14 protein-coding genes are annotated in these 20,077 nt (G+C 32.8%); 11 read left to right on the top strand and 3 right to left on the bottom strand.

What is annotated here, in order from left to right; translation table 11 throughout:
• Window positions 1-165 precede the first annotated feature (165 nt).
• The 6 genes from CD041_RS03200 to sbcC all read left to right on the top strand — a co-directional run bounded on the left by CD041_RS03200 (window position 166) and on the right by sbcC (window position 7,996).
• A complete protein-coding gene (locus CD041_RS03200; protein WP_002459206.1) occupies window positions 166-402 on the top strand; it encodes a DUF896 domain-containing protein in 237 nt (78 codons plus the stop codon).
• A 110-nt stretch (window positions 403-512) separates the two neighbouring features.
• Window positions 513-2,501, top strand: coding sequence for a transketolase (gene tkt, locus CD041_RS03195; RefSeq protein WP_002491993.1), 1,989 nt, complete (start codon window positions 513-515; stop codon window positions 2,499-2,501).
• A gap of 258 nt (window positions 2,502-2,759) precedes the next feature.
• Window positions 2,760-3,002 carry a YneF family protein gene (locus CD041_RS03190; protein WP_002459204.1) on the top strand — a complete coding sequence of 81 codons (243 nt, stop codon included), beginning with the start codon at window positions 2,760-2,762 and terminating at the stop codon, window positions 3,000-3,002.
• Window positions 3,003-3,173: 171 nt separating this feature from the next.
• Entirely contained in the window at window positions 3,174-3,641 is a 468-nt protein-coding gene (locus CD041_RS03185; protein ID WP_012990854.1) for a CcdC family protein, read from the top strand.
• A 199-nt stretch (window positions 3,642-3,840) separates the two neighbouring features.
• Window positions 3,841-4,965, top strand: a complete 1,125-nt coding sequence (gene sbcD, locus CD041_RS03180; RefSeq protein ID WP_002478241.1) for an exonuclease subunit SbcD — start codon at window positions 3,841-3,843, stop codon at window positions 4,963-4,965.
• Between the two features lie 4 nt (window positions 4,966-4,969).
• Complete coding sequence (gene sbcC, locus CD041_RS03175) at window positions 4,970-7,996, top strand: exonuclease subunit SbcC (protein WP_002478240.1); 3,027 nt, start codon at window positions 4,970-4,972, stop codon at window positions 7,994-7,996.
• Window positions 7,997-8,128: 132 nt separating this feature from the next.
• Here the strand turns inward: sbcC and mscL are convergent, their stop codons facing one another.
• Window positions 8,129-8,485, bottom strand: a complete 357-nt coding sequence (gene mscL, locus CD041_RS03170; RefSeq protein WP_037540403.1) for a large conductance mechanosensitive channel protein MscL — start codon at window positions 8,483-8,485, stop codon at window positions 8,129-8,131.
• 204 nt (window positions 8,486-8,689) lie between these two features.
• On the opposite strand from mscL, the gene CD041_RS03165 reads away from it, so the two are divergent.
• The 3 genes from CD041_RS03165 to menI all read left to right on the top strand — a co-directional run bounded on the left by CD041_RS03165 (window position 8,690) and on the right by menI (window position 13,979).
• Window positions 8,690-10,330 (top strand): BCCT family transporter, encoded by a 1,641-nt coding sequence (locus CD041_RS03165; protein WP_080606581.1) that lies wholly within the window; start codon window positions 8,690-8,692, stop codon window positions 10,328-10,330.
• Window positions 10,331-10,584: 254 nt separating this feature from the next.
• The gene (acnA, locus tag CD041_RS03160) at window positions 10,585-13,290 is read left to right on the top strand and encodes an aconitate hydratase AcnA (RefSeq protein ID WP_002459198.1); all 2,706 of its coding nucleotides are present in this window, start codon (window positions 10,585-10,587) and stop codon (window positions 13,288-13,290) included.
• A gap of 215 nt (window positions 13,291-13,505) precedes the next feature.
• Entirely contained in the window at window positions 13,506-13,979 is a 474-nt protein-coding gene (gene menI / locus CD041_RS03155; RefSeq protein ID WP_080606580.1) for a 1,4-dihydroxy-2-naphthoyl-CoA hydrolase MenI, read from the top strand.
• 160 nt (window positions 13,980-14,139) lie between these two features.
• Here the strand turns inward: menI and CD041_RS03150 are convergent, their stop codons facing one another.
• Window positions 14,140-14,436, bottom strand: coding sequence for a HesB/YadR/YfhF family protein (locus tag CD041_RS03150; protein WP_002478237.1), 297 nt, complete (start codon window positions 14,434-14,436; stop codon window positions 14,140-14,142).
• A 376-nt stretch (window positions 14,437-14,812) separates the two neighbouring features.
• Window positions 14,813-15,421 carry a glycerol-3-phosphate 1-O-acyltransferase PlsY gene (gene plsY / locus CD041_RS03145; protein WP_002459195.1) on the bottom strand — a complete coding sequence of 203 codons (609 nt, stop codon included), beginning with the start codon at window positions 15,419-15,421 and terminating at the stop codon, window positions 14,813-14,815.
• A gap of 205 nt (window positions 15,422-15,626) precedes the next feature.
• Here plsY and parE point away from each other — a divergent pair, with 205 nt between their 5' ends.
• Together parE and parC are read left to right on the top strand one after the other, a co-directional pair.
• Complete coding sequence (gene parE / locus CD041_RS03140; protein ID WP_162494577.1) at window positions 15,627-17,621, top strand: DNA topoisomerase IV subunit B; 1,995 nt, start codon at window positions 15,627-15,629, stop codon at window positions 17,619-17,621.
• Complete coding sequence (gene parC / locus CD041_RS03135) at window positions 17,618-20,020, top strand: DNA topoisomerase IV subunit A (RefSeq protein WP_070648587.1); 2,403 nt, start codon at window positions 17,618-17,620, stop codon at window positions 20,018-20,020. Before parE ends, parC begins: the two co-directional genes overlap by 4 nt.
• Window positions 20,021-20,077 lie beyond the last annotated feature (57 nt).

Genomic DNA, 20,077 nt, shown 5'->3' with positions numbered 1-20,077 from the left:
TGTGATGGGGTAAGTTGAATTATTGTAATGATGCTAATAAATATTAATGATATATCATGAAAGGTGAGCGTAACGATTTGGTTACATTCACCTTTTTGTTATATTCTTTATAAGTTAGGTACTATTTAAATGTGAAATATGTATATATAAAGGTGGGTAAATTCAATGACTAAAAATAATTTGAACATCGATAGAATTAATCAATTAGCAAGAAAGAAGAAAGAGCAAGGCTTGACAGAAGCAGAGGCAAAAGAACAAGCTAAGTTACGTAAAATATATTTAGAAGAATTTAGAAAGGGCTTTAAACAGCAAATTGAGCACACTAAAGTTATGGATCCTGAGGGTAATGATGTAACGCCTGAAAAGCTAAAACAAATTCAAAAACATAATAAAAATAAATAGTTTCTGCAAACTACAGAAAATTTAGTAATTTTAAACGAATATTTATGAATTTATCTATAATTAAGGTATAATAATAGCAACATTTATTTCTAGAAGGGAAGACATAAAAAATGTTTAACGAAAAAGATCAATTAGCAATAGATACCATTCGTGCATTAAGCATTGATGCAATTGAACAGGCTAACTCTGGGCATCCGGGTTTACCAATGGGAGCTGCACCAATGGCATATACTTTATGGACAAGACATTTGAATTTTAATCCACAGTCTAAAGATTACTTTAATAGAGATAGATTCATTTTGTCTGCTGGACATGGATCTGCATTACTTTATAGTTTATTACACGTCTCAGGAAGTCTTGAGCTTGAAGAGCTTAAACAGTTTAGACAATGGGACTCAAAAACACCAGGGCATCCAGAATATAGACATACTGATGGTGTAGAAGTAACAACAGGACCATTAGGACAAGGATTTGCAATGGGAGTAGGGATGGCATTAGCTGAAAGTCATCTTGCAGGTAAATTTAATAAAGATAATTTTGATATTGTTAATCACTATACTTATGTATTAGCTTCAGATGGCGATTTAATGGAAGGAATTTCTCATGAAGCGGCTTCATTTGCAGGCCATAATCAATTAGATAAACTCATTGTCTTATATGATTCAAATGATATTTCATTAGATGGAGAATTAGATAAAGCTTTTTCTGAAGATGTAAAAAAACGTTTTGAATCATATGGTTGGAATCATATTTTAGTTAAAGATGGTAACAATTTAAACCAAATAGACAAAGCGATTACTACTGCTAAGTCTCAGCAAGGTCCAACTTTAATTGAAATTAAAACAATTATTGGTTATGGTTCACCTAACAAAAAAGGCACAAACGGTGTCCATGGTGCACCTTTAGGCGCAGAAGAAAGAAAACTAACATTTGAAAACTATGGTTTAGATCCAGATAAAAAATTCTATGTTCCTGAAGAAGTATATGAAATTTTCCAAACAACAATGTTAAAACGTGCTAATGAAAATGAAGAATCTTGGAATGATAAATTAGAAGCATATTCTCAACGATATCCGCAATTAGCAGAAGAATTTAAATTAGCTGTCAGCGGTAAGTTGCCATCAAATTATAAAGAAAAATTACCAAGATTTGATTTGAATCATAATGGTGCTTCTCGTGCTGATTCTGGAGAAGTTATTCAAGCTTTAAGTCAATCTGTTCCATCTTTCTTTGGTGGTTCTGCTGACTTAGCTGGTTCAAATAAATCAAACGTTAAAGAAGCTAAAGATTATGACAAAGATACACCAGAAGGTAAAAATATATGGTTCGGTGTACGTGAATTTGCTATGGGCGCAGCAGTCAATGGTATGGCTGCACATGGAGGCTTGCATCCATATGGAGCGACATTCTTTGTATTTAGTGATTATCTAAAACCAGCATTGCGTTTATCTGCAATAATGGGTCTTAATTCAACATTTATTTTCACGCATGATTCAATAGCTGTCGGAGAAGATGGTCCTACGCATGAACCAATTGAACAACTCGCTGGCTTAAGAGCGATTCCCAATATGAATGTTATTCGCCCAGCTGATGGTAATGAAACACGTGTAGCTTGGGAAGTTGCACTTGAATCTGAACAAACGCCAACATCATTAGTATTAACTCGTCAAAACCTCCCTGTCCTTGATGTAACAGAAGCACAAGTAGAAGAAGGCGTTCGTAAAGGTGCTTATACAGTATTTGAAACAGAAACAGCAGTTGAGTATTTATTATTAGCTTCAGGTTCTGAAGTAAGTTTAGCTGTTGAAGCTGCGAAAGATCTTGAAAAGCAAGGTAAAGGTGTAAGAGTTGTATCAATGCCAAACTGGTTTGCTTTTGAACAACAATCTGATGATTATAAAGAATCTGTCATTCCAAAACATATTACGAAACGTGTTGCGATTGAAATGGCATCATCACTTGGTTGGCACAAGTATGTGGGTACTGATGGCAAAGTCATTGGTATAGACGAATTTGGGGCAAGTGCGCCAGGTGGGCTAGTAGTTGAAAAATATGGTTTCACTAAAGAGAATGTATTAAATCAAATACAAACGCTTTAAATAAATTAAGTTTTATAAAGATTGAGGCATTTGAAGTTAACGATTTGACTAACTTTATTTTCTCTATGTCGACTATTTCGGCATAGAAGTTTAACAAATCTTAATTGCGCATGCCTCATTTTTCTGTAAAAAAAGGTATCATTTATATTATGTTTTTTGTTATGATCGTAATTGTGGATGATTTACGCTCAAACTCAAGCTTGAAATACTAATTATAATTTAGTAAAATTCAGTAGGATATAGAAAGCGGGTGAAACAATGGCAACATGGATAGCAATTATATTAATTGTATTAGCATTAATTGCTGGATTAGCAATTGGCTTTTTCCTAGCAAGAAAATATATGATGGATTTCTTGAAGAAAAATCCACCAATTAATGAAGAAATGCTACGAATGATGATGATGCAAATGGGACAAAAACCATCACAAAAGAAAATCAACCAAATGATGACAATGATGAACAAAAATATGGATCAAAATATGAAAAATCCAAAAAAATAAGTTGATAATCATAGGATTGTAGACAGTTACTTGTTTACAATCCTTAAATTATAGCAAGTTAAACTGAATAGTATATATTTAAATCGATATGCGTTTTAATTGCATAGTGATGTACTATCATGTGAAAATAAATAGAAATAAAGTTTCGACATAAATAAGAGGGTGTCAATGTTGGCGTATTTAATTTTTTCAATTGTGTTTGCATTTATCATGGGTATCGCAGTCATTATTATTAGAATGAAAGCACAAAAATTTCCAGTTAATGAAAAAAAGATTATTTTACCACCGTTTTTTATGGCTACAGGTGCCTTTATGTATGTGATTCCATATTTTAGATTAACAGGGGCTGAAATGCTTGAATCCTTGGTTTTAGGCGTATTATTTTCTTTAGTCTTAATTTGGACAACACATTTTGAAGTACAAGGTACGAAAGTTTATATGAAGCGTTCAAAAGCATTTCCAATTATTTTAATTTCACTATTAGTTATTAGAACTGTAATTAAAATATTTATTAGTAGTGAAATAGATCCGGGAGAAATAGGCGGCATGTTCTTCTTGTTAGCCTTCTGCATGATTGTTCCTTGGAGATTGGCTATGCTATATAAATTTAAAAAAATCGAGAAAGAACTTGTTAATTAATAAAATTTCTTTAAAAACTGAGACTCAAAATGACACTTAATGTCGTTTTGAGTCTTTACTTTTATTGCAATGACAAGCAGTGAAATCTACTTTGTGTGCCTAAGTTATAAAGTTTTAAATATATATCATTAAGACTTGATAGTTTTTCAAATGCATCTTATAATTAAAACGAACAAACGTTCTGTATTTGGAGGTAACAATGAAAATCATTCATACTGCGGATTGGCATTTAGGAAAAATACTAAATGGCAAATCCTTACTAGAGGATCAAATATATATATTAAAGCAATTTATTGATCAAATGTTAATTGAAAAACCAGATATTATCGTTGTTGCAGGTGATTTATATGATACATCTTATCCAAGTAAAGATGCCATAAAGCTCTTAGAACAAACGATTTATCAGTTAAATATAGAATTAAAAATTCCAATGATTATCATTAATGGTAATCATGATAGCAAAGAAAGATTAAATTATGGCTCACCTTGGTTTCAACTTTCCAACTTACATATAAAAACATCTTTAGAAGATTTAACATGCCCAATAACATTTGGAAATATTAAATTTTATACAATGCCATATGCCACAGTCAGCGAAGTAGCTCACTTCTTTGATGATGAGACGATTCAAACACATCAGCAAGCTACAGAAAAATGTCTAGAAATCATGTCGAATAAATTAAACAAACAAAATATAAATATTATTATTGGTCATCTTACGATACAAGGCGGTAAAAAATCAGACTCTGAAAGGCCTTTAACAATTGGTACTGTAGAAAGTGTTAATAAAAAGGTATTCGAAGCATTTGATAAAGTATTACTTGGCCATTTACATCATCCGTTTAGTATTAATGACGATAAAGTCAATTATAGTGGATCATTATTACAATATTCATTTTCTGAAGTTGGGCAAGCTAAAGGATATCGTGTAATTGAGATTGACACTAATAGTAAAATTCAAGATACATTTAAACAGCTACAACCATTAAAAGAGTTAGAAGTTGTTGAAGGACAATATAATCAAGTCATTGCAGAAGAGATAGCAGTAAAAAACAAAAATAATTATTTTCATTTTAAATTGAAAGGTATGTCTCATATTACCGACCCCATGATACATCTTAAAAAAATCTATCCTAACACACTTGCCTTAACGAATATCAGTTATCAAACTGATGATGTAACAACACGTCATGCAATAACAAAATTAAAGGATGAAGATATTATTAGCGAATTTTATAAAGAAATGACAAATGAACCCTTAACAAATGTACAAAGTCAAAAAGTTGAATACATTCTAAACCATCTTTTGACTAAGGAGGATTGAAGCGATGAAACCTTTGACTTTAACGTTGTCTAACTTTGGACCATTTTTAAATGAAACGATTGATTTCAAACAAGTATTCGAAAATCAATTATTTCTTATTAGCGGTAAAACAGGTTCCGGTAAAACCATGATTTTTGATGGAATTGTTTACGCTTTATTTGGTGTAGCATCTACGAAGAGTAGAACTGAAAGCGATTTGCGAAGTCATTTTGCTGAGGCTAAGGAACCTATGAGCGTAACGTTTGAATTTGAAATTAATCAGCGACAGTTCAAAATTTTTAGACAAGGTTCATATATAAAAGAAGGCAATAAAACTAAAACGCCTGGAAAGTTAACTGTCTATGAATTTGATGGAGAAGTGTTTGATTTGCGTGAAAGTAAAATACATGAAGGCAATTTATTTATACAACAACTCTTAGGCGTTAATGCAGAACAATTTAGACAGTTGTTTATTTTGCCTCAAGGAGAATTTAAACGATTTTTAGTTTCAAGTAGTTCAGACAAGCAAAGCATTCTACGTACATTATTCAATAGCCTCCGTTTTGAGCAAATACAGGATATATTAGCTGACGAGGTGAAAAATGAGAAACAATTGATCGAACAAAGATATAACAAAATAGCAATGGTATGGGAAGAAATTGAAGATTTTGAAATTGAAGATTTGCAAGCACTGAAACAAATAGAAAGTATACAAATACAAAAGCTTGTAGATGCTATACCTATTTTTCAAAAATATGGTAGTGAACAATTGTTAGCAACAACAAAATTAAAACAAGCAGAAAAATGTCAAACAGAAAAGCTTCATAAAGCATTAGTGGCAAATAATGAATTAGAAAAGCAATTAAATGATTTAGCTGATTATACTCAACGCTTTGAATTATTGCGGCAAGAGCAAGAAAATATAGATAAACTTAAGCATAAAATTACTCAATTGAATGAAATTCGAACTTTAAATACACTTGTTCAACAGCGAGAATCACAAATAGCAAAATTAAACGATTTTAACAATGCTATCACATCAAAAGGTAAAGATATTGAGTCCATACAAGAGCAACAAAAGCAGCTACAAGAACAAATGCAAATACTAATAAAAAGTGAACATGCTATTAATCAATACAAAGAATATATTGATAAGTGTCACATAATTTATCAAAAGATAGAAAGCCACAGAAAAGCTATGGCAGAAAATGATAATGTAAAAAAACAATTAAGTGAAACGCAGCAGAAGATAAAGCAATATAATGAGAAACAAACTAAGCTTAAAAAGCAAAAAGCAGAAAATGATATAGATTATAATAAAATTGTTGAATTAACAGATGAATTGGCACATATCAACAAATTAATAGATAAGACTAAAGAAACTTTAAGCAATAACCAAAAGTTTAAGGAATTAAAAAATGAATATATTGAAGATAAGAAACAGTTAAAAATGATTGAAAAAGAATTTGAGCATGTTTCAAATCATATAAATAAGTTGACTGCAAAGAATTTAGACTTAAATGACAAAGAAAGTTTTATTAACGAGCTTCAATCAGCATTATCTATTGGAGAAATTTGTCCTGTATGTGGTAATGAGATTCAATCTTTAGAAAAACATATTGACTTTGAAAATATTAAACTACAAAAACATCAATTAGATACACTTGAAAAAGAAAAGTTGTCACTTACAGAGCAAAAAATTAAACTTGAAACCGAAATGTCACACGCTCAAGATAAAATGAAAGAAATAAAGGTTGATGAAGAACCACTTGATCTTGAGTCGTTGCAAGTACAATATAATGAAAAAGAACTAGAAAAAGCTTCTTTTAAAGAAAAATATGCGATGACTAAACAAATTGAAACACAAATAAATGAGTATAAAAAAGATATACATCAGATGGAACTACAATATAAGGATTTATCTCATCAGAGGAACCAAAATGAACAACTTATAGGAGAATTTATATCAACAACCCAGACTAAAGATATCGATTCATTTATACAACAGTTTGAAAGCTATAAAAAACAAATAGAAATATTTGAAAATTCGAAAGAACAATTAACAAATGAAATTATTACAGCCAATCAGCAAAAGCAATTAGAAAGTAATAATTTAATCAATATACAGAACCAAAAACACATTGCAGAAAATGAGTATCAAAGTGTTGATAAAGATATACAAACTGAAATGAGACGATATGCGATTAAGGATGAAAAAGCGTTATTTAAAATATTAGAAGACATGCATCTTAAATCAGATTATGAACAACAAGTCGAAGCATATAGCAAGAAATACGCAGCACTTGAGCATGAAATAGGGCGTTTAAAATCATTGACTCATGATAAAGTTCTACAAGACACAAAACAATTAGAAAATTCATATCAAGTTCAAAGTGAAAAATTAGATAAAGTTATAGAACAAGAAAATACATTGAAATATCAATTGAAAAAGAACGATCAAAAGTTTGATGTACTTTATGAAAATATCAATTATCTGACTAAAGAATTAAAATCGCAACAAGAAATTTTTAATTTAGCAGAAATTCTTTCGGGAAAAAATAGTCAGAAGTTAACGCTGGAAACTTATGTATTAATTTATTATTTGGAACGCATTATCGCACAAGCAAACTTAAGATTAGCTACAATGAGTGGTCAACGGTATCATCTGCAAAGAAGAAAAAGTTTATCACACGGTTATAGTGGTTTAGAAATAGATGTCTTTGATTTTCATTCTAATAAATCTAGACATATTAGTTCATTATCTGGTGGGGAAACATTTCAAGCTTCGTTAGCTTTAGCGCTTGGTTTAAGTGAAGTTGTTCAAGAAGAATCAGGTGGAATAACACTGGAATCTATGTTTATTGACGAAGGATTTGGTACTTTAGATCAAGAAACACTTGATACAGCATTAGATACACTTGTTAACTTAAAATCATCTGGTCGTATGGTAGGAATTATTTCACATGTAACTGAGCTTAAACAACGTATTCCGCTCATATTAGAAGTAACTTCTAAACAGTTTCAAAGCGCTACACAATTTAAGTTTAATTAACAAGCTTTGATGAATGAAACTATATGAGCGTTTATAGTTCAGCCTATATATAAATACTTTTAAGTGTTGGCTATATAAATAACATAAAAAAGACAGAGGCTAAAAATTTTTAACCTCTGTCTATAAAATATATTAATTTTTTTCACGAAGTAAATCGCGAATTTCTGTAAGTAATACTGTGTTTTCTTCAATAGTCTCTTCTGGCTCTTCTTTTTTCATTAAAGTATTTGCAATTTTAACAAATACAAATAATGCAAAAGCAACAATTAGGAAGTCAATGATAGATTGAATGAACAATCCGTATTTAATGCCCCAGAATTCCCAATCTTTTGCAAAATCAACAGAACCGAAAATTTTACCAATTAATGGCATGATGATATAAGTTACTAATGAAGTAACGATTTTATTGAATGCTGCACCCATAACGACTGCAATTGCTAAATCTAATACGTTGCCTTTTAATGCAAATTCTTTAAATTCTTTCAACATAACTTTTATATCCTTTCTAAACATAATACACCTCATTATACAATATATAATTTATTTAGAAAATACTTTTTCTAAACAAATTTGATAAAAGAATTTAGGTTTGATATCCTTATAGGTATCGTTTGAGGTATAGCGTTGCTTTCTAAACGTAGTATATCTCGCGCATTGAAAATTTAATACTATAATGAAGGGAGTTATTTATTTATGAATTCTTCTTCTCAAAAAAATAGTAGCGGAAAGAAGTTTTCACCTGTATTTATTTATAGCGCTATTCTTGTTGCGATTGTAGTGCTAGTTGGAGCGATTTTTCCGACTAAATTTGGCAGTGTTACAGGCGCAATCAGTGGTTGGATTACTGATAAATTAGGTTGGTATTACCTTATTTTAACTACAATCATAGTTTTCTTCTGTATCTTTTTAATTTTCAGTCCTATAGGTAAATTAAAATTAGGTAAACCCAATGACAAACCTGAATTTAACACTGTTTCTTGGTTTGCTATGCTATTTAGTGCAGGTATGGGTATTGGCTTAGTGTTTTATGGAGCTGCTGAACCTATGTCACACTTTGCATCACCACCAGATGCTGATCCAAAGACAACACAAGCATATACTGAGACACTACGCTCTACATTTTTCCATTGGGGCTTTCATGCATGGGCTACATATGGAGTTGTCGCATTAGCGCTTGCGTATGCGCAATTTAGAAAAAATGAACCAGGTTTACTGTCTAGAACCTTAAGACCTATTTTAGGTGATAAGGTGGAAGGTCCAATTGGTACAATTATTGATGTTTTATCAGTCTTTGCAACTGTCGTTGGTGTAGCAGTATCACTTGGTATGGGAGCACTACAAATTAATGGTGGTTTAAATTATTTATTCAACGTTCCTAATACGGTATGGGTACAATCAATTATTATTGTTGTAGTAACAGTACTATTTATTGCGAGTGCATGGTCAGGTTTAAGTAAAGGTATTCAATATTTAAGTAACTTAAACATTGGTTTAGGAACAATATTAATGATTGCTGTCCTTATTATTGGGCCGACAGTGCTTATTTTAAATATGTTTACGAGCTCGACTGGTAGTTTGTTTAATACATTTTTATTTAACAGTTTAGATACGGCTGCTTTAAATAGCCAAAAAAGGGAATGGATGTCTACTTGGACATTGTACTATTGGGGCTGGTGGTTAAGCTGGAGCCCATTCGTTGGTGTATTTATTGCCCGTGTATCTAAAGGTCGTTCTATTCGAGAATTCATTTCTGGTGTATTACTTGTTCCAGCAATCGTAAGCTTTATCTGGTTCAGTGTATTTGGCGTTTTAGGTATTGAAACAGGAAAAAAACATCCAGAATTATTTAAAATGACACCTGAAACACAACTTTTTGGTGTGTTTAACGAAGTGCCATTAGGTATGTTATTATCCATTATTGCGCTTATTCTTATTGCATCATTCTTTATCACTTCTGCCGATTCTGCAACCTTTGTGCTGGGAATGCAGACTACGTTTGGTTCTCTTGAGCCAACAGGTTTTGTGAAAGTCACATGGGGCGTAGCACAATCACTGATTGCATTTATTTTATTACTTGCCGGTGGTGGAGATGGTGCAGCAGCATTGAGTGCCATTCAAAGTGCTGCAATTATCAGTGCCTTTCCATTCTCCTTTGTCGTCATATTGATGATGATTAGTTTCTATAAAGATGCTAACCAAGAACGTAAATTCTTAGGTTTGACGCTGCAACCAAACAAGCACCGTTTGCAAGAATATGTTAAACATCAACAAGCTGATTATGAAGCAGATATTTTAGAGAAACGTGAAGCACGGAGAAATACTGAAAAAGACTAATAATTGATAATTTATTGTCCTTATTGCTTAAAAAGTGATAAGGACTATTTTTATTGAAAATCATTCTCAATTAATAACTATTTCTTATTGAACGTATGCTTAATGATAACTTTTACTTATATAGTCCGATTAAAAAAGGAAATCCTAAAAACGCCTATTTATAGCGAATTGCAGTTGTTTTAAAATTTAGTTAATTATACAATTTAAGTAACGGCATATAAAAATATTATGATTTAGTTCAAGGGGGAAATACTATGGCTTCTAACATGAAATCACATGCTAAAAAGACATTTAAAGTGAACGACAAATCTTATGTGTATTATGATTTGAAAAGTTTAGAAGAACAAGGTTTAACTACGGTATCTAAATTACCATATTCCATCAGAGTATTATTAGAATCTGTATTAAGACAAGAAGATGATTTTGTTATTACGGATGATCATATTAAAGCATTAAGTCATTTTGGGGGAGAAAATAACGAAGGTGAGGTTCCATTTAAACCTTCTCGAGTGATTTTACAGGATTTTACTGGAGTTCCAGCAGTAGTGGATTTAGCATCATTGCGTAAAGCAATGAACGATGTTGGTGGCGATATTAATAAAATTAATCCAGAAGTTCCTGTTGACTTAGTCATTGATCATTCTGTTCAAGTAGATAGTTATGCAAATCCAGATGCGCTTGAACGCAATATGAAATTGGAATTTGAACGAAATTATGAAAGATATCAATTCTTAAATTGGGCAACTAAAGCATTTAACAACTATAATGCAGTACCGCCTGCAACTGGTATTGTACATCAAGTGAATTTAGAATACTTAGCTAATGTCGTTCATGTTCGTGACGTTGATGGAGAAGAAACAGCATTTCCAGACACACTAGTAGGTACTGACTCTCATACAACTATGATTAATGGTATCGGGGTATTAGGATGGGGTGTTGGTGGTATTGAAGCAGAAGCAGGTATGCTTGGACAACCCTCTTATTTCCCAATCCCAGAAGTTATTGGTGTCAGATTAACTAACACATTACCTCAAGGCTCAACCGCTACGGACTTAGCTTTAAGAGTGACTCAAGAATTACGTAAAAAAGGTGTAGTTGGCAAATTTGTTGAATTCTTTGGACCAGGTGTTACAGATTTACCACTAGCTGATCGTGCAACTATCGCAAATATGGCGCCAGAATACGGTGCTACTTGTGGATTCTTCCCAGTTGATGAGGAATCACTAAAATATATGAGATTAACAGGACGATCAGAAGAGCATGTTGCATTAGTTAAAGCATACTTGGAACAAAACAATATGTTCTTTACTGTTGATAAAGAAGACCCAGAATACACTGATGTTATTGACTTAGATCTATCTACGGTTGAAGCATCATTATCAGGGCCAAAACGTCCCCAAGACTTAATCTTTTTAAGTGACATGAAATCAGAATTTGAAAAATCAGTTACTGCACCTGCGGGTAACCAAGGCCATGGATTTGATAAAAAAGAATTTGATAAAACAGCTGAAATCCAATTTAGTGACGGTTCAACTGCAACTATGACAACAGGGGATATAGCGATAGCAGCAATTACTTCATGTACAAATACATCAAATCCATATGTCATGTTGGGGGCAGGTCTAGTTGCTAAGAAGGCTGTCGAAAAAGGGCTCAAAGTGCCAGAATTTGTTAAAACTTCATTGGCTCCAGGTTCAAAGGTTGTAACAGGTTATTTACGTGATTCAGGTTTACAAGAATATCTTGATGATTTAGGTTTCAATCTAGTTGGTTATGGTTGTACAACATGTATTGGCAACTCAGGTCCGCTTTTACCTGAAATAGAAAAAGCAATTGCTAAAGAAGATTTGCTTGTTACGTCTGTATTATCAGGTAACCGTAATTTTGAAGGTCGTATCCATCCATTAGTTAAAGCAAACTACTTAGCTTCACCACAATTAGTTGTTGCTTATGCTTTAGCTGGGACTGTTGATATTGATTTGCAAAATGAGCCACTTGGAAAAGGAAAAGATGGCGAAGATGTTTATTTAAATGATATTTGGCCATCAATCAAAGAAGTTGCAGACACAGTAGACAGTGTAGTGACGCCCGAGTTATTCTTGGAAGAATACAAAAATGTATATAATAATAATGAAATGTGGAATGAAATTGATGTGACTGACGCACCATTATATGACTTCGATCCTAATTCAACATATATTCAAAATCCTACATTTTTCCAAAACTTATCTAAAGAACCTGGCACAATTAAACCTTTAAAAGATTTGCGTGTTATGGGTAAGTTTGGAGATTCAGTTACAACTGACCATATCTCACCAGCTGGTGCAATTGGTAAAGATACGCCAGCAGGTAAATATTTACTTGATCATGATGTACCTATTCGTGATTTTAATTCATATGGTTCAAGACGTGGGAATCATGAAGTTATGGTACGTGGCACATTCGCAAATATTCGTATTAAAAACCAATTAGCACCTGGAACTGAAGGTGGCTATACAACTTATTGGCCAACGGATGAAGTGATGCCTATCTATGACGCTGCTATGAAATATAAAGAGGACGGTACTGGTTTAGCTGTATTAGCTGGTAATGATTATGGTATGGGTTCTTCACGTGACTGGGCTGCCAAAGGTACTAACTTATTAGGCGTTAAGACAGTTATTGCTCAAAGTTATGAACGTATTCACCGTTCTAACCTAGTCATGATGGGGGTATTACCATTACAGTTTAAAGATGGTGATTCAGCAGACTCACTTGGCTTAGATGGTAAGGAAGAAATTTCTGTAGATATCAATGAAGATGTTAAGCCGCAAGATACTGTTAAAGTTCATGCTAAAAAGGAGAATGGTGAAGTAGTTGATTTCGATGCAACTGTTCGCTTTGATTCTTTAGTAGAGTTGGATTATTATCGTCATGGTGGTATTTTACAAATGGTTTTACGTAATAAACTTGCACAATAAACAAGGCGAAATACAGTCTGGGACATCATTATGTTTTAGGCTAGGAACTAATTATTAGCAGTAGTTAACTGGATTGAAAATATGCTGATACCAAACTTTTTCAATTCTAGTCAACCTGGTTGGGGTGGGACTACGAATTCATCATGAATTCTGCTCCGCTCCTTTTTTATGTTAGAATTGATAAGAAAGTTATATTGAAAGAAGGATAGTTGATTATGATATACAGTATTACTGAAATCGAGGCTAGATACCAAGAAACAGATAAAATGGGTGTGATTTATCACGGCAACTATGCTACATGGTTTGAAGTAGCGCGCACAGATTATATTAGAAAATTAGGCTTTAATTATGCTGACATGGAAGCGGTGGGCATTATATCTCCTGTTACAGATTTGAATGTGAAGTATATCAAATCCATTACATATCCTGAAACTGTTAAAGTTAAGACTTGGGTGGAAAAATATTCGCGGCTACGTTCAATTTATAGCTATGAAATATATAATGAGCAAGGAGAACTTGCTACAACAGGGACTACTGAGCTAATTTGTATGAAGGCAGATAATTTTAGACCTATTAGATTAGATTGCCATTTTCCAGATTGGCATGAAACATATAGTAAAGTTGAAGCATTAAATAAAAATAATATTGAGTTAGAAGTAACGAATAAAGATGATTTAAATCATCTTTAAAATTAAGCGGAACGAATATATTACAAAATAGTTTTTAAACCTTTGAAATGATAGCTTAAAGCAAATGAGCTATTTTTATAAAAAAATAGCTATGAAGACTGATATCTTGAGTAAAAGTCTCATAGCTATTTCTTATTATTCTATTAAACTGCAATTGATGTTACTTTGTAGTATAAGCTATTTCATCTTCGTGATTAACGGTATCAACTTCAATAATATCGTCTTTAAAGTACCACAAATCGTCTTCAGCAACTACAACTTTAAGGTTATTATAATTTTCACTGTAACCAATATCTATGTCATCTTCATTTTCAACACGAAAAGCAGGACTGAAGCCTTGTTTTAATTGGAATTCTCCACCGTAGCGGACATAGAATTGTAAAACTTTATTGTTGTCTGGCAAATCTAATTCATCTTTAAACCAGTTGATAGCTTGTTCAGTTAATTGTATTTTCAATTTATAACCTCCTAATAGCTCATTCATCAATACCCATAAATAATTTATCTTCGCAAGTAGGATTATAGCATAGTAGCTATTAAAAATATTTGAATATGCTTAATGAAATAGTTAACGATAACTCAAGAATAATATTGAGGCTGGTGCATCATTATGTTTAAAGCTACGAACTATATATTGGCAGTAGTTGATTGGATTGAAAATACACTGATACCAGGCTTTTTTCAATTCTATTCTGGACTACGAATTCATCATGAAATCTGTTCCACTCTCGTTTTCCAATTTTAAGTTGTTATTGTATTATAAAAACCGCAAAAGCTTATACAAGTCTTGTTGCGGTCGAAAAATAGCAATAATTTTAAATTGTTGAGCTTAATTACATCCATTTGATTTTAGGTTCTTCACCCTTGACAATTCTGATAATATTAGAACGATGTCGTACAATTAATATAACTGAAACAAGCAAACTGACACCAAGTAATACATAGTCATGTATGACAAATGCACCAACAACACAACTAATCGCAGCAATAATACTTGATAAGGACACAAATTTAGATAGGTATAAAATAATAAAGAAAATCAATGCTAAAATTAGCAACAATATAGGATTAACCCCTAGTACGACACCTGCACTTGTAGCTACTGCTTTGCCACCTTTAAATTTAAGATAGACAGGATAAACATGGCCTAGAATTGCAAATAAACCAACGATGAGTCCATGGGTAAAAAAGGTGCTTAGTGGGCCATCTGCATGCACAGGCAACCAAATTGGAAAGAATACAGTTATGAATCCTTTAAAAATGTCTAGAAATGTTACTAAAAAACCAGCAGGCTTGCCAAGTACTCGAAAGCTATTTGTTGCACCAGTGTTGCCACTTCCAAATTGTCTTATATCTTTTTTAAAAAAGAGTTTTCCAACAACATAACCACTTGGAAAAGCTCCTATGAGATAGCTGAGTAACAACATGAGGACTATCATCATAATAATTACACATCCTTTTATAACTTAGCTCTATTTTACCATAAACTGATTATTTTTTACGACAATAAATTTAAAACAAATGTTATGGTAAATAAATAGCCTTGTTTTAAACTCAGACTTGCAATTTAAGCGGATTTATATAAGAATAACTATTGTATAGAAAAAATAACGAACGTACGTTTGTAGGAGGAAAATTACATTGACAGTGAATAAAAAAAACAATTATTCAGATGATTCAATACAGGTTTTAGAAGGATTAGAAGCTGTGCGTAAAAGACCTGGTATGTATATTGGCTCCACTGATAAGCGCGGGCTCCACCATTTAGTATATGAAGTTGTTGATAACTCTGTTGATGAAGTATTAAATGGCTATGGTGATGAAATCAACGTCACAATTAATAAAGATAATAGCATTACTATTGAAGATAATGGTCGAGGTATGCCAACAGGAATCCATGCTTCAGGTAAGCCGACGGTACAAGTTATTTTTACCGTTTTACATGCTGGAGGTAAATTTGGTCAAGGTGGTTATAAAACATCTGGTGGCTTGCATGGTGTAGGTGCATCAGTAGTGAATGCGCTTAGTGAATGGTTAGAGGTTGAAATACATAGAGATGGAAATATCTATAAACAAAGTTTTAAAAATGGGGGTTTGCCTGCCACTGGTTTAGTCAAAGCAGGAAAAACTAAAAAAACTGGCACTAAAGTAACTTTTAAGCCTGATCCAGAGATTTTTAAAGCGTCAACGACATTTTCTTTCCAAACATTAAGCGAGCGTTTACAAGAGTCTGCATTTTTATTAAAAAATCTAAAAATTAAACTAACCGATTTACGCAGTGGTAAAGAACGTGAAGAACTGTACCATTATGAAGAAGGTATTAAAGAATTTGTAAGTTACGTAAATGAAGGTAAAGAAGTATTACATGATGTAACTATGTTTTCTGGCCAATCTCATGGCATTGAAGTCGATGTGGCTTTTCAATATAATGACCAATATTCTGAGAGTATTTTAAGTTTTGTTAATAATGTACGGACTAAAGATGGTGGTACGCATGAAGTAGGATTTAAAACTGCTATGACCAGAGTATTTAACGATTATGCACGACGCATTAATGAATTAAAAGAAAAAGATAAGAATATTGATGGTAATGATATACGTGAAGGATTAACAGCCATTATTTCAGTGAGAATTCCTGAAGAATTATTGCAATTTGAAGGACAAACAAAGTCTAAACTTGGAACAACAGAGGCTAGAAGTGCAGTAGATTCTGTCGTAGCTGAGAAATTACCTTTTTATTTAGAGGAAAAAGGGCAGCTTTCCAAATCTTTAGTTAAAAAAGCAATTAAAGCACAGCAAGCACGTGAAGCAGCTCGCAAGGCCCGCGATGATGCCCGTTCTGGTAAAAAGAATAAACGTAAAGATACATTGTTATCTGGAAAACTCACACCTGCACAAAGTAAAAATACTGAGAAAAATGAATTGTACTTAGTCGAAGGTGATTCAGCAGGTGGTTCTGCCAAGTTAGGACGTGATTGCAAATTCCAAGCGATTTTGCCACTTCGAGGTAAAGTAATCAACACAGAGAAGGCGCGCTTAGAAGATATATTTAAAAATGAGGAAATTAACACGATTATTCATACAATCGGTGCTGGTGTAGGTAATGATTTTAAAATTGAGGATAGTAATTACAACAGAGTTATCATCATGACCGATGCGGATACTGATGGTGCTCATATACAGGTACTGTTATTAACGTTCTTCTTCAAATACATGAAACCTTTAGTTCAAGCAGGGCGAGTGTTTATTGCTTTGCCACCACTTTACAAACTTGAAAAGGGTAAAGGAAAAGCTAAGCAAGTTGAATATGCCTGGACGGATGATGAATTAGACAAACTTCAACAATCACTAGGAAAAGGATTTACGTTGCAACGGTATAAAGGTCTAGGTGAAATGAATCCAGAACAATTATGGGAGACAACAATGAATCCAGATACAAGAACATTGATTCGAGTACAAGTTGAAGATGAAGTGCGATCTTCTAAACGTGTTACTACATTAATGGGTGATAAAGTGGCACCAAGACGTGAGTGGATTGAACGCCATGTTGAATTTGGTATGCAAGAAGATTTGAGTATTTTAGATAATACAGAGGTTCAAGTATTAGACAATGAAAATTATACTGAGGAGGAAACAAATTGAGTGAAATAATACAAGACTTATCACTTGAAGATGTTATTGGTGACCGCTTTGGTAGATATAGTAAATATATAATTCAAGAACGTGCTCTGCCAGATGTAAGAGACGGACTTAAACCAGTACAACGCCGTATTTTGTACGCTATGTATAGCAGTGGTAATACGTATGATAAGAATTTCCGTAAAAGTGCCAAAACTGTTGGGGATGTTATTGGACAATATCATCCTCATGGCGATTCATCAGTATATGATGCGATGGTACGTTTAAGTCAAGATTGGAAATTACGTCATGTACTCGTAGAAATGCATGGTAATAATGGTAGTATCGACAATGATCCTCCTGCTGCAATGCGTTATACAGAAGCTAAGTTAAGTCAATTAGCTGAAGAATTATTGCGCGATATTAATAAAGAAACAGTATCTTTTGTCTCTAACTATGATGATACAACCCTTGAACCTATGGTGTTACCGGCGCGATTTCCTAATTTACTAGTTAATGGTTCTACTGGTATTTCAGCAGGTTATGCTACTGATATTCCACCTCATAATTTAGCTGAAGTCATTCAAGCAACCTTAAAGTATATAGATAATCCTAATATATCAGTAAGTCAGCTTATGAAATATATTCAAGGGCCAGATTTTCCAACTGGTGGCATTATTCAAGGTGTTGATGGCATAAAGAAAGCATATGAAACTGGTAAAGGGAAAATTGTAGTTCGTTCAAAAGTTGAAACAGAAGCATTAAGAAATGGCAGACAACAATTAGTTGTGACCGAAGTGCCATACGAAGTAAATAAAAGTTCGCTTGTTAAGCGAATTGATGAATTACGAGCAGATAAAAAAGTAGATGGAATTGTCGAAGTTAGAGATGAGACCGATCGTACTGGTTTGAGAATCGCTATTGAATTAAAGAAAGAAGCTAATAGTGAGGCTATTAAAAATTATCTATTCAAAAATTCTGACTTACAAATTTCATATAATTTCAACATGGTGGCAATAAGCGACGGTAGACCAAAATTGATGGGTATTCGTCAAATTATTGATAGTTATTTAAACCATCAAATTGAAGTTGTTGTCAATCGGACTAAATTTGATTTGGATCATGCAGAAAAGCGTATGCATATTGTAGAGGGATTGATGAAAGCTTTATCTATTTTAGATGAAGTTATCGCCCTTATCCGAGAATCGAAAAACAAACGAGATGCTAAAGATAATTTAGTGGCAACATATGGTTTTACAGATGCTCAAGCAGAAGCGATAGTTATGTTGCAATTATACCGTTTAACAAATACGGATATTATTGAATTGAAAAATGAGCACGCTGAGCTTAGTGAACGTATTAAAGAATATCGTCATATTTTAGATAACCATGACGCTTTGCTAACTGTTATTAAGAACGAATTAAAAGATATTCGTAAGCGTTTTAAATCTGAAAGACTGTCTGCAATTGAAGCAGAAATTGCAGAAATTAAAATCGATAAAGAAGTAATGGTTCCTAGCGAAGATGTCATTATGAGTGTCACTGCTCAAGGATATATTAAACGTACTTCAACACGAAGTTTTAATGCGAGTGGTGTTTCAGAAATCGGACTTAAGCAAGGTGACCGATTATTAAAATATCAAGAGGTGAATACACAGGATACGATTCTTGTCTTTACAAATAAAGGCAGATACTTGTTCATTCCGGTACATAAATTAGCAGACACGCGGTGGAAAGAATTAGGGCAACACGTGTCACAACTTGTAGCAATCGAAGAAGACGAATATATAATCAATGTATATAATGAAAAAAATTTCCAACAAGAGGCATTTTATATTATGGCTACACGTAACGGTATGATTAAAAAAAGTCATGCTGGATTATTTAAAACAACACGTTACACTAAACCATTAGTTGCTATGAAGGTGAAACCGCAAGATGAAATTATAAGTGTACAACGTTTGACAGAAGATCAAATTATAACGGTACTAACGCATAAAGGTATGTCATTAACATATAACACTAATGAGTTATCTGATACAGGTTTGAGAGCTGCTGGTGTGAAATCTATCAATTTAAAGGTGGAAGATTTCGTAGTTATGACCGAAGTTGTTGAAGCTGGACAAACGATCATTATGGCTACCCAACGTGGGGCTATGAAACGTATTGACTTTAAAGTTTTACAATTGGCAAAACGAGCTCAACGAGGTATTACTTTATTGAAAGAATTAAAGAAAAATCCACATCGAATCGTTGCTGGTCATGTGGTAACAGAAAATCAATCTGAATATATGATCTATTCAGAGTCACATGTTGAAGAAGGTCTTATTGTTGATATTCATAAATCTGAACAATACACGAATGGTTCATTCATCGTCGATACGACTGAGTTTGGAGAGGTAATTAATATGACTATTCAATAATGTTTTTAGTGATTTTATTTTCATAGTTAAAATAAAATGATAAACTTAGAATTGTTA

The sequence above is a fragment of the Staphylococcus lugdunensis genome (assembly GCF_002901705.1).
Taxonomy (GTDB): Bacteria; Bacillota; Bacilli; order Staphylococcales; family Staphylococcaceae; genus Staphylococcus; species Staphylococcus lugdunensis.
The sequence above is the reverse complement of the archived record's forward strand: the minus strand, read 5'-3'. Positions and strand labels throughout refer to the sequence as shown.

Excerpts from the sequence above, each read along its gene's own strand:
- plsY (WP_002459195.1), bottom strand. The coding sequence starts at position 15,421 with ATGATGATAGTCCTCATGTTGTTACTCAGCTATCTCATAGGAGCTTTT.
- CD041_RS03200 (WP_002459206.1), top strand. The coding sequence starts at position 166 with ATGACTAAAAATAATTTGAACATCGATAGAATTAATCAATTAGCAAGA.
- acnA (WP_002459198.1), top strand. The coding sequence starts at position 10,585 with ATGGCTTCTAACATGAAATCACATGCTAAAAAGACATTTAAAGTGAAC.
- menI (WP_080606580.1), top strand. The coding sequence starts at position 13,506 with ATGATATACAGTATTACTGAAATCGAGGCTAGATACCAAGAAACAGAT.
- sbcC (WP_002478240.1), top strand. The coding sequence starts at position 4,970 with ATGAAACCTTTGACTTTAACGTTGTCTAACTTTGGACCATTTTTAAAT.
- tkt (WP_002491993.1), top strand. The coding sequence starts at position 513 with ATGTTTAACGAAAAAGATCAATTAGCAATAGATACCATTCGTGCATTA.
- CD041_RS03165 (WP_080606581.1), top strand. The coding sequence starts at position 8,690 with ATGAATTCTTCTTCTCAAAAAAATAGTAGCGGAAAGAAGTTTTCACCT.
- sbcD (WP_002478241.1), top strand. The coding sequence starts at position 3,841 with ATGAAAATCATTCATACTGCGGATTGGCATTTAGGAAAAATACTAAAT.
- mscL (WP_037540403.1), bottom strand. The coding sequence starts at position 8,485 with ATGTTGAAAGAATTTAAAGAATTTGCATTAAAAGGCAACGTATTAGAT.
- CD041_RS03190 (WP_002459204.1), top strand. The coding sequence starts at position 2,760 with ATGGCAACATGGATAGCAATTATATTAATTGTATTAGCATTAATTGCT.